The organism is Lysobacter enzymogenes (assembly GCF_017355525.1).
GTDB classification, from domain to species: domain Bacteria; phylum Pseudomonadota; class Gammaproteobacteria; order Xanthomonadales; family Xanthomonadaceae; genus Lysobacter; species Lysobacter enzymogenes_C.
On the sequence record NZ_CP067395.1, the window covers coordinates 5,495,210 to 5,510,694 of the forward strand.

Genomic DNA, 15,485 nt, shown 5'->3' on the forward strand with positions numbered 1-15,485 from the left:
GGGCGCATCGGGCCGCGCAGGCCGGCCCGGGGCGGTTTCGCCGCGACGAAGCCCGCCGCGCCCGCATCCGTTAAAATCCCCGGTCTCCCTCCGATCCACCGAGCCCGCGCATGACCCGCACCCGCTTCGCCCCCAGTCCCACCGGCTACCTGCACATCGGCGGCGCCCGCACCGCCCTGTACTGCTGGCTGGAAGCGCGCCGCGCGGGCGGGCAGTTCATCCTGCGGGTCGAGGACACCGACCGCGAGCGCAGCACCCAGGCGGCGATCGACGCGATCCTGGAGGCGATGGACTGGCTCGGCCTGGGCTACGACGAAGGCCCGGTCTACCAGACCCAGCGCCTGGACCGCTATCGCGAGGTCGCCGAGCAGATGGTCGCCGCGGGCACCGCGTACTACGCCTACGAGACCAAGGACGAGCTCGAAGCCGCGCGCAACGCCGCGCTCGCGGCCAAGGAAAAGCCGCGCTACAACGGCGCCTATCGCGAGCGCAACGAGCCGTACCGCGACGATCCGAACCGGGTGATCCGCTTCAAGAACCCGCTCGACGGCACGGTCGTGTTCGAGGACAAGGTCAAGGGCCGGATCGAGATCGCCAACAGCGAGCTCGACGATCTGGTGATCTTCCGCGCCGACGGCTACCCGACCTACAACTTCGCGGTCGTGGTCGACGACCTCGACATGCGCATCACCGACGTGGTGCGCGGCGACGACCACGTCAACAACACCCCGCGCCAGATCAACATCTATCAGGCGCTGGGCGCGCCGGTGCCGCATTTCGCCCACCTGCCGATGATCCTCGACCACGAGGGCGCCAAGCTGTCCAAGCGCACCGGCGCGGCCGACGTGATGCAGTACCGCGACGCCGGCTATCTGCCGCACGCGCTGCTGAACTATCTGGTCCGGCTGGGCTGGTCGCACGGCGACCAGGAGATTTTCTCGATCGAGGAAATGACCCGGCTGTTCCAGCTGTCCGACGTCAACTCCAGCGCCTCGCGCCTGGACGCGGCCAAGCTCGGCTGGATGAACCAGCAGTACCTCAAGAGCGACGATCCGGCCGAGGTCGGCAAGCACCTGGAATGGCATCTGCGCCAGCAGGGCTTCGACCTCGCCGCCGGCCCGGCGCCGGCCGACATCGTGATCGCGCTGCGCGACCGCGTGCAGACGCTCAAGGACATGGCCGAGCGTGCCGCGGTGTGGTTCCAGCCGCTGACCCAGTACGACGAGGCGGCCGTGGCCAAGCACCTCAACGCCGCCGCCCAGGCGCCGCTGAGCGAGGCGCGCGCGCGTCTGGCGGCGTTGCCGGCGTGGACCGCCGACGCGGTCGGCGCGGCCCTGCACGAGGCCGCCGAGGCGCTCGGCATCGGCATGGGCAAGGTCGCCCAGCCGCTGCGCGTGGCGATCACCGGCACCCAGGTCAGCCCGGACATCTCGCATACGGTCTATCTGGCCGGCCAGGCCCAGGCCTTGCAACGCATCGACGCCGCCCTTACTAAGATTCCGGCATAACCCATCCAGCGAAGGCCGCCGCGCCGCCACCGGGAGCCCGCATGAACGCGAACACCGCCTGCACCGATCCGCACCACCACGTCCACGACGGCGACGCCTTCGTGCACGAGGTCGAGCGGGCCTGCGAGCAGCGCGGGCTGCGGCTGACCCCGATCCGCGCCCACGCCTTGCGCCTGATCGCCGACGCCGGCCGGCCGATGAAGGCCTACGACCTGCTCGACCAGATGAAGGCGACCCACGACGCCGCGGCGCCGCCGACGATCTACCGCGCGCTGGACTTCCTGCTCGAGCACGGCTTCATCCACAAGCTGGCCTCGATCAACGCCTTCGTCGGCTGCCACCACCCGGGCGGCGCCCAGCACGCGGTGCCGTTCCTGATCTGCGACAGCTGCCAGTCGGCGACCGAACTGGAAGACGAACGCATCGTCGACCTGCTCGAAGCCCGCGCCCGCGCGCTCGGCTTCGTGCCGCAGGCGCAGACGCTGGAAGTGCACGGCATGTGCGCCGATTGCGTCGAGGCCAAGGCCGCGAAGGCCTGACCGCCGAAGGCCCCCCTGTAGGAGCGGCGCAAGCCGCGACCGCGAACCCGCAACTACGACGTCTCTATCTGCGAGCTTTCGCTCGTTGGATGATTTCGTCGTGGTTGCGGATTCGCGGTCGCGGCTCGCGCCGCTCCTACAGGGAGACAGCGCGGCTTTCGCTCAGGCCTTGGCGGGCACCAACCCGGGCGCGGTCGGCTTGGCCTCGCGAATCGGCAGGTTCGCCGCCGCCGCGAGCAGCGCCAGCACGATGTCGGCGTACCACATCCAGGTGTAAGCGCCGAAGTTCGCCATCGCCAAGCCGCCCAACCACGCGCCGAAGAAGCCGCCGACTTGGTGCGACAGCAGGGTCAAACCGAACAGCGTGCCCAGATAGCGCGGGCCGAACAATTTGCCGACCAGGCCCGCGGTCGGCGGCACCGTCGCCAGCCAGGTCACGCCGAGGCCGGCGGCGAACAGGTAGAAGGTCAGCGGCGTCGGCGGCGACAGCAGGTAGATCGCGATCAGCGCGGCGCGGCTGGCGTACATGCCGGCCAGCAGGTACTTCATCCGCCAGCGCTGGCCGAGCCAGCCGGCGGCGAGGCTGCCGGCGACGTTGAACAGGCCGATCAGGCCCAGCGCCACCGCCGACACGTTGTCCGACAGCCCGCACAGCGCGATTTCGCCGGGCAGGTGGGTGACCAGGAAGGCGATGTGGAAGCCGCAGGTGAAAAAGCCGACATGCAGCATCCAGTAGCTGGGTTCGCGCAGCGCGATGCGCAGTTGCTCGCGCAAGCCGATGCCTGCGGGCGCGGCGTTCGCGGACGCGGCCGCCGCGTTTTCGCGACGGCGCCGCAGCGGCCACGCCAGCGGCAGCGTCGCCAGCGCGGCCGCGGCCAGCGTCCACATCGCCGCCATCCAGCCGGCCGCGGCGATCACCGCCTGCACCAGCGGCGCGAACAGGAACTGGCCCATCGAACCGCCGGCGTTGATGACGCCCGCGGCCATCGAGCGTTTTTCCGCCGGAATGCGTTGCGCGGTGGCGCCGATCAGGATCGAGAAACTGCCCGCGCCCGCGCCGGCCGCGCCGAGCACGCCGAGGGTCACCATCAAGCCCCACTGCGAGGATACGAATGGCGTCAGCGCCATGCCGGCGACCAGCAGCAGGCCGCCGAACACCAGCACCCGGCCCGGGCCGCGCTGGTCGGCGAGCGCGCCGAACAGCGGTTGCACCGCGCCCCACACGAACTGGCCGATGGCCAGGGCGAAACTGATTTCGGCGATGCCCAGGCCGGTGCTGTGGCCGATCGGCTTGACCAGCAGGCCTTGCGATTGGCGGATGCCCATCGTGATCAGCAGCATGGCGGTGGCGGCGAGCAGCAGCGGCCAGTAGGACGCGGGCTTGGGTGGAGCCGTGGGCGAGGTGGGGCTCATGGGAGCTCTGCGCAGTGGGGTGGGAGGGCCGTCGGGGCCGGAGCGCTTCGATCAGTCCGCAACGAAAACCGCGATGTTGCGGCGACGTGTGGGAGGGGTTTCAGGTCCGGCGTTTTCCGCGCGGATCGCAGCGAAAGCGGCGCCGCTGCGACAGCGGTCGGGCTTCTATGGGAAGCCTTCAGGCCCGACGCCTTTCGATCGGATCGGAGCGAAAGGCGTCGGGCCTGAAGGCCTTCCCACAAGCGCCTTGCGCCGCTCATGACGCGTCGCCCTGCAACTGCGCGATCGCCCGGTCCAGCTGCGCATGCAGCGCCGCGATCCCGTCCGCGCCGAGCCCCTGGTCGATCTCGTCCTGCGCCCGCCGCCACAGCGGCATCGCGCGCTCGATCACCGCGCGGCCGGCCGCAGTGATCCGCAGCAAGCGCTGGCGCGCATCCTCGCCGGGCGCCGATTCGATCCAGCCGGCCTCGCTGAGCGGCTTGAGGTCGCGGCTGAGGGTGCTGCGGTCCATGCCGAGCTCGTGCGCGATCTCGCCGAGCGGCCGCCCGCGACCGCTGGTGCGGCGCAGGATCGAATACTGGTTGAGGTTGACCCCGGCCGGCGCCAGCGCCTGGTCGTAGCGCTGGCTCATCAGCCGCGAGAGTTTGCGCATGCGGAAGCAGGTGCACACGCTCGGGGTCGGCGCGGCGGGCGGGGGCGAGGCGGGGGCGGGCGTTTCGATCATTAAGTGTATATACACTTAATTCGTCCGCCACCGCAAACGCCGGCCGCAAAGGCCGGCGTTCGGGGCGCGCGGAGGCGGGGCCGTTGACCGCGGGCGGACCGCCCGACGATCAGGAGAGAGGGCGGCCCCGTCTGCGCGCGCAAACCGGTGGCGCGCTGCGCATCGCGCGCAGCGGCGCCGCAGACATCAGAAGAACACCCGCACGCCGAAGTCCACGCCGCGGCCGGGCAGCACCACGGTGTCCTTGAGGAAGGAGGTGTGCACCCGCGCTTCCTGGTTGGTCAGGTTGTTGCCGTCCAGGAACAGCTCGTAGCCGAGGTTGCCGGCATCCCAGTGATAGGCCAGATGCGCATCGACCAGGGTGTAGCCGTCGGTCGGGGTTTCGTTGACCGCGACCTTGTCCTGCTTCATGTAGCGGGTCGCGCCGAGCGAGGCGCGCCAGCTGTCGGCGTCCCAGCGCAGCTCGCCGCCGAAACGGCCCGGCGCGATCCGCGGCAGGTTGCCGCCGCGGTCGAGCTTGGCGCGCACGGTGTCGCCGAACACGCGCACATCGAACTTGCCGGCGTCGCCGTCGAACAGATGGGCGATGGCCTCGCCCTCGAAGCCGGTGAACTTGGCGTCGGCCTGGCTCCACTGGCGCACCGGGCTGTCTTCCTCGACTTCGCCGGTGTCGACCAGATAGATGAAGCCGTCGAAGCGGGTCTGGTACGCCGCGACCTTGGCCTCGAACTTGGCGCCGTGGTAATGCAGGCCGACTTCGAACTGGTCGGCGCGCTCCTTGCGCAGGTTCGCGTCGCCGATTTCGAACGAAGCGGTGGCCGCGTGCAGGCCGTGGGCGAACAGTTCTTCCTCGACCGGCGCGCGTTCGGCGCGGTCGAGGTTGACGCTCAGGCGCCAGGCTTCGTTGAACTTCCACAGCAGGCCGGCCGACAGGCTGACCGGCGTGAAATCGCGCTTGTCGCCGCCGTCCGGCGTGAGCTTGACCTTGTCCACGCGCGCGCCGAGCTCGAGCTTCAACGCATCCCACTCGCGCTGTTCGGTCAGGAACAGGCCGCCGGCGCGGGTCTTGGTGCGCGGCACGAACGCTTCCTCGCCGATCGCCTGGAAGGTGCGGTCGTAGCCCTGCACGCCGAGCGCGCCGGTCCAGCCGGCCAGCGGCTTGTGGGTCAGTTCGAAGCGGCCTTCGGTGGCGTCGTTGAGGAAGCGCGTGCCGACTTCCTGGCCTTCGAATTCGGTGTGCTCGTAGTTGGTGTGGGCCAGGCTCGCGCGCAGGCCGCTGAACACGCCGAATTCCTGGTTGACGCCGCCCTTGAGCTCGAACCGGCTCTGCTTCATGTCGATGTGCACGGGCGGCTCGCCTTCGGCGGGATTGCCCGGCTCGCCCGGATTGCCGTACTTGTCCTCGTAGCGCGAGGCGGCGAAGCCGAGGAAGCCCAGGTCGCCGACCAGCGACGCGCCGAGCGCGCCGGTCTTGGTGTCGATGCCGCTGTTGCGCTGGCGGCCCAGCGGGGTGTTGTAGTCGTCCTTGTTGCGGTACACGCCGTCGGCGTGCAGCACCAGCGCGCCGTCGGCGCCCGAAGCGTCGACGCGGGCCATGCCGGTGACGCCGTTGTCGACGGTGCTGCGACGGACCTCGGCGCGGCCGGACACGGTTTCGTCGAGCGGCTTCTCGGCGATGCGGCCGTCGACCACGTTGACCACGCCGCCGATCGCGCCGCTGCCGTAGAGCAGGGTCGCCGGGCCCTTGAGCACTTCGATCTGGTCGGCCAGGAACGGCTCGATCGCGACGTTGTGGTCCTGGCTGACGGTGGACACGTCCTGGGTCGCCAGGCCGCCGCTCATGACCGCGACGCGCGCGCCCTCCAGGCCGCGGATGATCGGCCGGCCGACGCCGGCGCCGAAGTTGGAGCTCTGCACGCCGGGCAGCTTGCCGACGGTTTCGCCGAGGGTGCTGCCGCGCGCTTCGTCGAGCTTGGCGCCGGCCAGCACTTCGACCGGCTGGGCCAGGTCTTCGGCGCTGCTCTTGAGCGGATTGGCGGTCACGACCACCGCGTCCAGGCTGGTAGCCTTGACGTGGCGCGTGTCGCTGGGATTGGGATTGGTGGCCGCCGCGTCCTGGGCAACGGCCTGGCCGAACGGCAGGGCCAGGGACAAAGCGAGAGCGAGCGCACTGCGGCGGGCGAGCGGGGAGACCACGATGGGGTTGGACATGAAAGAGCCGATTCTGAACTGGCGGGGGAGGTTGAAATGTTATAAAGTAACGCTACCTGATTGACAACCATCCCATAAGTCATCCCCCTCATGACGGCATTCCTTCGCGGCCTGCTCGACCGGATCGGCGCCCTCGGCTCGCTGGCCTGCGCGGTGCATTGCGCCGCCCTTCCGCTGTTGATCGCGGTGCTGCCCTCGCTGGGGCTGGCCGCCTGGTTCGGCGACAGCTTCGAGCTGGCGTTCGTGATCTTCGCCACCGCGCTGGGCTGCTTCAGCGTGATTTCGGGCTATCGCCGCCACCACGCGCTGCGCGCCCTGAGCCTGCTCGTGCCGGGCCTGGGCCTGCTCTGGGTCGGCGTGCTGTACGCGCCGCTGCACCATTCCCTGGTCCCGCACGCGGTCGCGATGACCATCGGCGGGGCCCTGGTCGGGCTGGCGCATCTGACCAATCTGCGCCTCAACCACGGCCACATCCACGACGCCAGCTGCGCCCACTGAGCGCCCCGGCCTACGCCGGAAACCGCTGCCGCACACCCGCGTCGCCGTCCCGGCGGCGCGCCGAACCCGCGTCACAGGCGCTTGTGCTAGGCTTCGCAGCCTCGCGCGCGAGCCTTCCGCGCCGAACACCGGGCTTCGCGACCCGGCCGCGGCGTTCGCGGCCTGCGCGGACCATCATTTCGAAACACCGAAACTCTCGATACAGGAGCACGACCATGGGTAAGGGCGACCGCAAGACCGCCAAGGGCAAGCGCTACAACTCCAGCTACGGCAACGCCCGCAAGGCCGTGACCAAGGCCACCGGCAGCGCCGCCGCGCCGGCCGCCAAGAAGACCGCCAAGTCCGCCGCCGCCAAGGCGCCGGCCAAGAAGGTCGTGGCGAAGAAGGCCGCCAAGGAGTAAGCCGCGCCGCGGCCCCACGGCCGCCCGTGCGACGACGAAGCCCCGCTCCGGCGGGGCTTTTGTTTTTTCCGGGGACGGGTTCGCGGTGCCGTTTGCACGGCATCAGGCGGACAAACCTCACTTGCGTCGCGCACGAAGCGTGTCGCCCCGCAAAAATCCGAGACGGCTTGTAATTTTTTCATTAACATCCCCGCCGTTCCCGAGGAACGGGACGCTTACCACATCAAGGATCAAGGGGATTTATGAAGAAGCAACTCGCGCTGGCCGTCGCGCTGGCCGCCGCCTCCACTTCCGCCGCCGCCTACGACAAGCTGAGCCACAGCTACGTCGAGGCCGGCTTCGCCCACCACCAGTCCGAACTGCCGGTGGTCGCGCCGAGCAACATCTCGGTCGAGGACATGAAGGCCAACGGCGGCTTCATCAACGGCTCGTTCGCGGTCGGCGAGAAGTTCTACGTGTTCGGCGGCTACAGCAAGGCCAAGGACGACAGCGTCGGCATCCGCGTGACCGGCCTGGGCCAGGTCGGCGAATTCGAAGTCGACGCCCAGCAGGGCCATGCCGGTATCGGCTACAACCACAAGCTCAGCGACCGGGTCGAATGGACCGGCGAGGTGAGCTACCTGCGCACCAAGATGGAAGTCGAAACCCGCGGCTTCCGCGACAGCGCCGAGGGCGACGATTTCCGCGCCTCGATCGGCCTGCGCGGCAACCTGGCCGCCAACTTCGAAGGTTGGATCAAGGCCAACTACACCGACGGCGACATGTACGACAAGGAGTTCAGCGGCACGCTGGGCGGCCTGATCAAGTTCAACGACAGCTGGGGCGTGGTCGCCGAAGCCGACATGGGCAGCGATCAGAAGCAGTACCGCGTGGGCGTGCGCTGGAGCTTCTGAGCCCGGCACCGCAACCAACGCTGCGACAACGAAGAAGCCCGGCTCGCGCCGGGCTTCTTTTTTGGGTTTCCTTCGGCGCCGCGCGCTTCAGTCCGCCGCGTCCTGCACCACCACGTACTGCTTGCGGAACTCCATCGACTGCCCCGGCGCGGTCGGCCAGGTCGCGGCGTAGGCGCGCAGCCCGTCCAGGCCCTGCGGCCAGTCTTCGCCGTTGACCCGGCAATCGGCGTTGCATTCGCCGTCGTCGTGGTCGCGCGAGGCGAACAGGCGCAGGGCGAAGAAGCCGTCGGCGTCGAGCAGCGGCCGGAACGCTTCGAGCGAGTTGGTCAGCAGGCAGCACGGGCAGAAATCGTGGCCGTCCGCTTCCTCGCCGTCTTGCGCGCATGCGGCTTCGGTCTGGGCGCGGCCGAAATGCGCGACCGGGCCGAACACGATCCGACGCCGGCGCAGCGGCGCGCCGTCCTCGCCGCCGAACTCCATGCGCATGCTGGTGCAGGTTTCCGGTTCCTCGCGCGCGGCGTCGAGCAGGGCCATCAGGTCGGTGCGCGCCCACTGGTCGAAACCGCGCTTGATCGAGGCGTCGAAGTTCTCGCCGGTGGCGTGCTGGTATTCGAACAGGCCCTGCGGGAACAGACGCAGGTGATTGCACTGGATGGTGCAGGCGGTGCGGATGGTCTCGCCGTCCAGCTCGGTGAACTCGACCAGTTGCGGATACGCGAACAGGCCGCCGTCGCCGATCTCGATCCAGCCGTTGTCGTAGGCGTGGACGCGATGGCCGTGCCCGCGCAGGATCTCGGTCAGCGTTTCGACCAGGTCGAACGGCTCCAGGTAGGTCTCGCCGTCTTCGTCGTCGAAACGCAGGTGGCCGGCCGGCGAACCGCCGGGGTTGGCGTCGACCAGGGCGAACTCGGGACCGGCCGCGGATGCGCTCACGGCCGCACCGCCTTGGCCTCGACCTCGCTCCACACCCGCAACAGGTTGGCGCCGAGCACCTTGCGGAGGGTCTCGTCGGACAGGCCGCGCGCCTTCAGGCCGTCGATCAGGTTGGGATAGTCGGCGACCGACTTGAGCCCGTCCGGCAGCGCGCCGCTGACGCCGTCGAAGTCCGAGCCGATGCCGACGTGGTCGGCGCCGAGCAGCTTGACCGCGTACTCGATCTGGTCGAGCACCGCGTCGATCTTGACCGCGCGCGGCGGATGCGCGGCTTCCCATTCCTTGTCGAAGGCTTCCGACGATTTCGGCGTCTCGCCGCGCTTGCGCGCCGCGGCCTGTTCCTGCTCGAACTTCGCGCTGGCGACGAAATAGGCCTGTGTGTCGGCGGCCGAGGCCGGATCGACGAAGGGATTGCCGAACACCACCTGGACCACGCCGCCCTTGGCCGCGACCGCCTTGGCCAGTTCGTCGCTGAGGTTGCGTTCGAAGCCCGGGGTGAAGTGGCGCAGGCCCGAATGGCTGGCGATCACCGGCGCCTTGCTGCGCGCGAGCACGTCGCGCACGGCGTCGTCGGACAGGTGCGAGACGTCGACCATGATGCCGAGCCGGTTCATCTCGTCGACGACCTTCTCGCCGAACGGGCTCAGCCCTTTCCAGGTGCGCTTGCGGCTGTACGAGGAATCGCTGATGCGGTTGTCCTCGCTGTGGGCGAGGGTGATGTAGCGCACGCCGCGGTCGTAGAACAGCTTGAGCTTCGACAGGTCGTCGCCGATCGGCGCGCCGTTCTCCATGCCCAGCGCCAGCAGCACGCGCTGGTTGTGCGCGTTCAAGCGTTCGAAATCCTTCGGCGAGCGCAGCACCGCGAACTGCTCGGGGCGGCGCCCGACCATCGCCTCGACCGCGTCGATCTGGGTGTGCGCGGTCTGGGTGGCGGTGCCGGCGGCGTCTTCGCCGGGCGAGGTGTAGATCGACATGAAGGCGATGTCGAGCCCGCCCTGGCGCGCGCGCGGGTAGTCGAATTCGACCTTGGGCGTGTCCAGGCCGAGGTCGGCCCAGTGGCGCAGCAAGCCGGTCGGCGCGTCGATGTGGGTATCGACGACGATCGCGTCCTGGGCGAAGCGCTGTCCCGCGCTCAGAGGTTGGTCGGCCTGCGCCGCGGTCGAATACAGCAGCGGCGCGAAGGCGAGGGCTAAGGCGAGAGCGGCGATCCGCACGGGTCCTCCGGTTTGGGCGCGTGCGCGCCGGCGGCGCGCGGGGGCTCAGCGTACAACGATATCGGCGGGTGCGGATCGGGCTGGGCCTCCTGTAGGAGCGGCGCGAGCCGCGACCGCGGCAACGCGCCTACGATGAAAATAACGACGCAGTTGCGTTGTCGCGGGCGCGGCCTGCGCCGCTCCTGCAAGGGGACATCAGGCGATCTGGCGACCTTGGCAGAACACGCGCTGGGCCAGACGGCCGCCGAGCCAGTAACAAAGCTCGGCCGGATGACGGATGTCCCACAACACGAAGTCCGCGCTCGTCCCGACCTTGAGCGCGCCGGCGTCGTCCAGGCCGAGCGCCTTGGCCGCATGCACCGTCGCCCCGCGCAACGCTTCTTCCGGGGTCAGGCGGAAATGCGTGCACGACAGCTGCATCGCCTGGCGCAGCGACAGCAGCGGCGAGGTGCCGGGATTGCAGTCGGTCGCGACCGCCATCGCCACACCATGCTCGCGGAAGGCGTCCAGCGGCGGCAGCTTGGTTTCGCGCAGGACATGGAACGCACCCGGCAGCAGCACCGCGACGGTGCCGTGCGCGGCCATCGCGCGCACGCTGTCCAGCGAAGTGTGTTCGACATGGTCGGCGGACAGGCCGTCGAACGCCGCGGCCAGCGCGCCGCCGCCGAGGTCGCTGAGCTGGTCGGCGTGCAGCTTCACCGGCAGGCCGAGCGCGCGCGCGGCTTCGAACATGCGCGTGGTCTGGGCCGGACTGAAGCCGATGCCTTCGCAGAACGCGTCGACCGCGTCGACCAGCCCTTCGGCATGCAACTGCGGCAGCCAGGCGCAGGCGGCGTCGATGTAGTCGTCGGCGCGGCCCTGGTACTCCGGCGGCAGCGCGTGCGCGGCCAGATAAGTCGTGCGCACGCGCACGCCGAGCCGGTCGCCGAGGCGCCGCGCGACCCGCAGCATCTTGCGTTCGTTGTCGAAGTCCAGGCCGTAGCCGGACTTGATCTCGAGGGTGGTGGCGCCGTCGGCAATCAGCGCGCGGGCGCGCGGCAGCGACTGGCGCAGCAGCTCGTCCTCGTCGGCTTCGCGCACCGCGCGCACGCTGGAGACGATGCCGCCGCCGGCGCGGGCGATCTCCTCGTAGCTGGCGCCCTGCAGGCGCAGCTCGAACTCGCGCGCGCGGTCGCCGGCGAAGACCAGATGGGTGTGGCAATCGATCAGGCCCGGGGTGATCCAGCCGCTGGCCTGGATCACTTGCGCGGCCAGGGCCTCGGGCGCGTCGGGCAGCTGCGCGCGCGGGCCGATCCAGGCGATGCGGCCGTCGCGCCAGGCCAGGGCGGCGTCGGCGATCTCGCCGTAGCCGGCGGCGCCGTCGAGGGCGGCGAGCGAGGCGCCGAGGATCAGGCCGTCGTAAGGCCGGCGGTCGGTGGAAGGCGATGAAGACGTCATGGGGAGCGATTCTAGTGGCTGCGCCGGCGCGCGGCTGTGTACGCCGGCGCATCGTGGCGCGGCCGGGCCCGCGGCCGGCCGGTTTCGGCAAAGCGCCGCGGCAGCGGTTTTCCTCGGCCGCCGCGCAGGCGAGAATGGCGGCCATGAACGCAGACGCCTCCGATTCCGTGTGGACCCCGCAAGGCTGGCGCGGCGACGCCGCCGGCGAACGCATCGTGCCGGGCATCGCCAACCTGCATTCGCACGCGTTCCAGCGCGCGATGGCGGGCATGGCCGAACGCCAGACGAATCCCGCCGACAGCTTCTGGACCTGGCGCGAGACGATGTACCGCTTCGCCGCCCGCTTCACTCCCGAAGCGCTGTACGCGGTGGCCGCGCAGCTGTACGCCGAGATGCTCGAAGCCGGCTACACCAGCGTCTGCGAATTCCACTACCTGCACCACGCGCCGGACGGGCGGCCCTATGCCGATCCCGCGGCGATGTCGCGCGCGCTGATCGCCGCGGCGCGCGACACCGGCATCCGCATGACCCTGCTGCCGGTGCTGTACATGACCGGCGGCTTCGACGAGCGTCCGCTCGGCGAGCGCCAACGCCGCTTCGGCCACGAGGTCGACGCGTATCTGCGGCTGCTGGAGACCTTGCGCGCCGAGCAGAGCCCACTGCTGCGCGTCGGTTGCTGCTTGCACAGCCTGCGCGCGGTGCCGCCGGCGCCGATGCGCGAGGTGCTGGCGGCGCTGCCGGCCGACAGCCGCGTGCACGTGCACATCGCCGAGCAGACCGCCGAAGTCGAGGACTGCCTCGCCGTGCGCGGCGCGCGGCCGGTGCGCTGGCTGCTCGACAACGCCGAGGTCGACGAACGCTGGACGCTGGTGCATGCGACCCATCTCGACGAAGGCGAAGTGCGCGACAGCGCGCGCAGCGGCGCCACGGTCGCGATCTGCACCACCACCGAAGCCAATCTCGGCGACGGCCTGTTCCCGCTGCGCGATTACCTGGACGCGGGCGGCTACTGGGGCGTGGGCTCGGACTCGCACATTTCGGTGTCGCCGGTGGAAGAACTGCGCTGGCTCGAATACGGTCAGCGCCTGGTCACCCGCCGCCGCAACATCGCGGTCGGCGTCGGCGCGGACGGGTCCGACAGCGTCGGCGAGACCTTGCTGCGCGGCGTCGCCGCGAGCGCGCCGCGCTCGACCGGCTTCGATGCCGCAGCGCTGGCCGGCGATACCTTGGTGCTCGACCGCGACGCCCCGGCGTTCGCCGGCGCGACCGACGCCGACTGCGTCGACCGCTGGCTGTTCAGCGGCAACCGCAACCTGGTGCGCGAAGCGTTCGTCGGCGGCGAGCGGGTCGTGGCCGAGGGGCGGCATCGCGATCGCGAGGCGATCGCGCGGCGTTATGGCGAGACCTTGCGCGCGCTGCTGGCCGATTAAGCCGGCGATCTACCTGTAGGAGCGGCGCGAGCCGCGACTGCGACAACCCAACCATGACGAAAGTTACGGCGTAGTTGCGTTGTCGCAGTCGCGGCTCGCGCCGCTCCTACAGGGCGCCGAAAAGGTCTTGGGACTGCGGCGCTTCCTGCAACGCGCCCTCCAGCATCAGCAGATGCTTCTTCACCGGCAGCCCGCCGCCGAAGCCGGTCAGGCTGCCGTCGGAACCGATCACGCGATGGCACGGCAGCACGATCGGCAGCGGATTGCGGCCGTTGGCGGCGCCGACCGCGCGGGTCGCGGTCGGTTGGCCGAGATGCCGCGCCATCTGCCCGTAGCTCCAGGTTTCGCCGTACGGAATCAGTGCCAGCGTGCGCCAGCACTGCAGCTGGAACGCGGTGCCGTGCGGCGCCAGCGGCAGTTCGAAATCGCGGCGCTCGCCGTCGAAGTATTCGCGCAACTGGCGGCGCGTGCTGGCGAGCACCGCGTCGTCGCCTTCCTGCCAGTGCTCGTCCATCGCCGCCGGATGCCAGGGTTCGGCGAACTCGATCAGGCGCAGGCCGTCGTCGCCGCTGGCCAGCAGCAGGCGGCCGACCGGGCTGTCGATGTGCTGATAGCGCACCAGGCCGCGCTTGAGCCGGATCGGCGAACTCATGCGGCCTGCTTCGCGCGTTTGCGCTTAGCGGCGACCGCCGTCGGCGCCGCCGCGCGGATCGGCGTCGGCGCGGCCATCGAGGAGCGCCAGATGTGGATCACGCCGTAGGCGCGCCACGGCCGCCACGCTTCGGCGCGCGCGCCCAGCGCCTTGGCGCTCAGGCGCACGCCGTCTTCGGGCAGGGCTTTTTGCAGGACCAGATCGTCGGCCGGAAACGCATCGGGATGGCCGAGCGCGCGCATGGCGATGTAGTGCGCGGTCCACGGGCCGATGCCGGGCAGGGCGACCCAGCGCGCGACGAAATCGTCGAGGGTGCGTTCGGCGCGAAAGTCCACGCGTCCGTCGAGCAGGGCGCGGGCGACGGTGCGCACGGTGTCGGCGCGGGCGCGGGTCAGCCCGAGCGGCGCGAGGTCGGCGTCGGCGAGTTCGGCCGGAGTCGGAAACAGATGGGTCAGGCCGGGGCCGAACGGCTGCGGCAAGGCATGGCCGTAACGCTGCGCCACGCGCGCCGCCAGGGTGCGCGCGGCGGCGACGCTGACCTGCTGGCCAAGAATCGCGCGCACCGAAATCTCGAAGCCGTCCCAGCCGCTGGGCAGGCGCAGCCCGGGCTGGCGCGCGACCAGCGCGCGCAGGCGCGGATCCACCGACAGCGCCGCGCCGATCGCGTTCGGATCGGCGTCGAGGTCGAACATGCGGCGCAGGCGGTTGGTGATGTCGAGCAGGCGCGACGGCGCGGTGCCGTGCAGTTCCAGCTTCAGCGCGTGCTGGCGGCCGTGCTTGTCGGACGGCCACGCGCTGACCCGCAGCCAGCCGGGCGCGTCGGCCGGGCCGCCGGCGTGCGCGGGGCCGATCGCGCGGGTGTAGCTGTGTTCGTCGACGTGTTCGACCCCGGGCAGCGCACGGCCGCGCAGGAAATCCAGCATCGCGCTCAGGTCGTACGGCGGGCGGTAGCCCAGCCGCAGCACCAGCGCGTCGCCGCCGCCCTGGTCGGGCGGTTCGTTCGGCCGCCGGCGCAGATCGCGCGGCGCCATCCGGTAGGCCTCGGCGAATGCGGCGTTGAACCGGCGCAGGCTGCCGAAGCCGGCGGCGAGCGCGACTTCGGTGATCGGCAAGCGGGTTTCGGTCAACAGCTGTTTGGCGAACAGCAAACGGCGGGTGCCGTGCACGCCGATCGGCGGCGCGCCGAGGCGTTCGACGAACAGGCGCCGCAGCTGCCGTTCGCCGAGGCCGACGCGCTCGGCCAGCGCCGACAGCGGCTGTTCGGCCAGCGCGCCTTCGTCGATCAGCTTGAGCGCGCGCGCCACCGCCGCGTCGCCGCGCCGCCACGCGCCCTCGGCCGGCGACAGCTCCGGGCGGCAGCGCAGGCACGGGCGGAAGCCGGCGGCTTCGCAGGCCGCGGCGTGGCCGAAGTATTTGACGTTCCGGCTTTGGGCGGCCGGCGCCGGGCACACCGGCCGGCAGTAGATGCCGGTGCTGGTCACGGCGACGAAGAACAGGCCGTCGAAGCGCGGATCGCGGCTGATGCGGGCCTGCTCGCACACCTGCGGCGGCGGCAGCGAAGCGGTGGGAGCGGGCAGAGCGATGACGTCCATGCGCTCAGCCTAGCACCGGGCCGGGGGGCGGACTCGCCGG

Annotated in this window: 15 protein-coding genes; 7 read left to right on the forward strand and 8 right to left on the reverse strand. The window is 70.6% G+C overall.

All coding sequences use genetic code 11. The annotated features are described in order from the left end of the window. The first annotated feature begins 110 nt into the window (after positions 1 to 110). The gene (gltX, locus tag JHW38_RS23190; protein ID WP_207523638.1) at positions 111 to 1,508 is read left to right on the forward strand and encodes a glutamate--tRNA ligase; all 1,398 of its coding nucleotides are present in this window, start codon (positions 111 to 113) and stop codon (positions 1,506 to 1,508) included. Positions 1,509 to 1,549: 41 nt separating this feature from the next. Next, positions 1,550 to 2,047, forward strand: a complete 498-nt coding sequence (locus tag JHW38_RS23195) for a transcriptional repressor (protein ID WP_123649165.1) — start codon at positions 1,550 to 1,552, stop codon at positions 2,045 to 2,047. A gap of 162 nt (positions 2,048 to 2,209) precedes the next feature. On the opposite strand, the gene JHW38_RS23200 is transcribed toward JHW38_RS23195, so the two are convergent. Then, the gene (locus tag JHW38_RS23200) at positions 2,210 to 3,460 is read right to left on the reverse strand and encodes an MFS transporter (RefSeq protein WP_207523639.1); all 1,251 of its coding nucleotides are present in this window, start codon (positions 3,458 to 3,460) and stop codon (positions 2,210 to 2,212) included. Between the two features lie 73 nt (positions 3,461 to 3,533). Here JHW38_RS23200 and JHW38_RS26120 point away from each other — a divergent pair, with 73 nt between their 5' ends. Next, entirely contained in the window at positions 3,534 to 3,722 is a 189-nt protein-coding gene (locus JHW38_RS26120; protein WP_428995336.1) for a DUF6053 domain-containing protein, read from the forward strand. On the opposite strand, the gene JHW38_RS23205 is transcribed toward JHW38_RS26120, so the two are convergent. Together JHW38_RS23205 and JHW38_RS23210 are read right to left on the reverse strand one after the other, a co-directional pair. Further along, positions 3,717 to 4,112, reverse strand: coding sequence for a MarR family winged helix-turn-helix transcriptional regulator (locus JHW38_RS23205; protein WP_242691062.1), 396 nt, complete (start codon positions 4,110 to 4,112; stop codon positions 3,717 to 3,719). The two genes, JHW38_RS26120 and JHW38_RS23205, sit on opposite strands and share 6 nt — an antisense overlap. 258 nt (positions 4,113 to 4,370) lie before the next feature. Then, positions 4,371 to 6,395 (reverse strand): TonB-dependent receptor, encoded by a 2,025-nt coding sequence (locus JHW38_RS23210; RefSeq protein WP_207523641.1) that lies wholly within the window; start codon positions 6,393 to 6,395, stop codon positions 4,371 to 4,373. Positions 6,396 to 6,476: 81 nt separating this feature from the next. Here JHW38_RS23210 and JHW38_RS23215 point away from each other — a divergent pair, with 81 nt between their 5' ends. The 3 genes from JHW38_RS23215 to JHW38_RS23225 all read left to right on the forward strand — a co-directional run bounded on the left by JHW38_RS23215 (position 6,477) and on the right by JHW38_RS23225 (position 8,187). Further along, on the forward strand, positions 6,477 to 6,893 hold the full coding sequence (locus JHW38_RS23215) for a MerC domain-containing protein (protein ID WP_207526482.1): 417 nt from the start codon (positions 6,477 to 6,479) through the stop codon (positions 6,891 to 6,893). 215 nt (positions 6,894 to 7,108) lie between these two features. Beyond that, complete coding sequence (locus tag JHW38_RS23220) at positions 7,109 to 7,294, forward strand: 30S ribosomal protein THX (RefSeq protein ID WP_207523642.1); 186 nt, start codon at positions 7,109 to 7,111, stop codon at positions 7,292 to 7,294. A 242-nt stretch (positions 7,295 to 7,536) separates the two neighbouring features. Beyond that, complete coding sequence (locus tag JHW38_RS23225) at positions 7,537 to 8,187, forward strand: outer membrane beta-barrel protein (protein WP_207523643.1); 651 nt, start codon at positions 7,537 to 7,539, stop codon at positions 8,185 to 8,187. Between the two features lie 87 nt (positions 8,188 to 8,274). On the opposite strand, the gene JHW38_RS23230 is transcribed toward JHW38_RS23225, so the two are convergent. From JHW38_RS23230 to hutI, 3 genes are all read right to left on the reverse strand, one after another. Then, positions 8,275 to 9,120 (reverse strand): DUF6348 family protein, encoded by an 846-nt coding sequence (locus JHW38_RS23230; protein ID WP_207523644.1) that lies wholly within the window; start codon positions 9,118 to 9,120, stop codon positions 8,275 to 8,277. After that, entirely contained in the window at positions 9,117 to 10,334 is a 1,218-nt protein-coding gene (locus tag JHW38_RS23235) for a dipeptidase (RefSeq protein ID WP_207523645.1), read from the reverse strand. Before JHW38_RS23235 ends, JHW38_RS23230 begins: the two co-directional genes overlap by 4 nt. Before the next feature lie 195 nt (positions 10,335 to 10,529). Further along, the gene (hutI, locus tag JHW38_RS23240) at positions 10,530 to 11,771 is read right to left on the reverse strand and encodes an imidazolonepropionase (RefSeq protein WP_207523646.1); all 1,242 of its coding nucleotides are present in this window, start codon (positions 11,769 to 11,771) and stop codon (positions 10,530 to 10,532) included. A 143-nt stretch (positions 11,772 to 11,914) separates the two neighbouring features. On the opposite strand from hutI, the gene JHW38_RS23245 reads away from it, so the two are divergent. Further along, positions 11,915 to 13,201, forward strand: coding sequence for a formimidoylglutamate deiminase (locus JHW38_RS23245; protein WP_207523647.1), 1,287 nt, complete (start codon positions 11,915 to 11,917; stop codon positions 13,199 to 13,201). 106 nt (positions 13,202 to 13,307) lie between these two features. On the opposite strand, the gene JHW38_RS23250 is transcribed toward JHW38_RS23245, so the two are convergent. Both JHW38_RS23250 and JHW38_RS23255 read right to left on the reverse strand, forming a co-directional pair. Further along, a complete protein-coding gene (locus tag JHW38_RS23250) occupies positions 13,308 to 13,853 on the reverse strand; it encodes a methylated-DNA--[protein]-cysteine S-methyltransferase (protein WP_207523648.1) in 546 nt (181 codons plus the stop codon). Then, complete coding sequence (locus JHW38_RS23255; protein WP_207523649.1) at positions 13,850 to 15,445, reverse strand: DNA-3-methyladenine glycosylase 2 family protein; 1,596 nt, start codon at positions 15,443 to 15,445, stop codon at positions 13,850 to 13,852. Before JHW38_RS23255 ends, JHW38_RS23250 begins: the two co-directional genes overlap by 4 nt. Positions 15,446 to 15,485 lie beyond the last annotated feature (40 nt).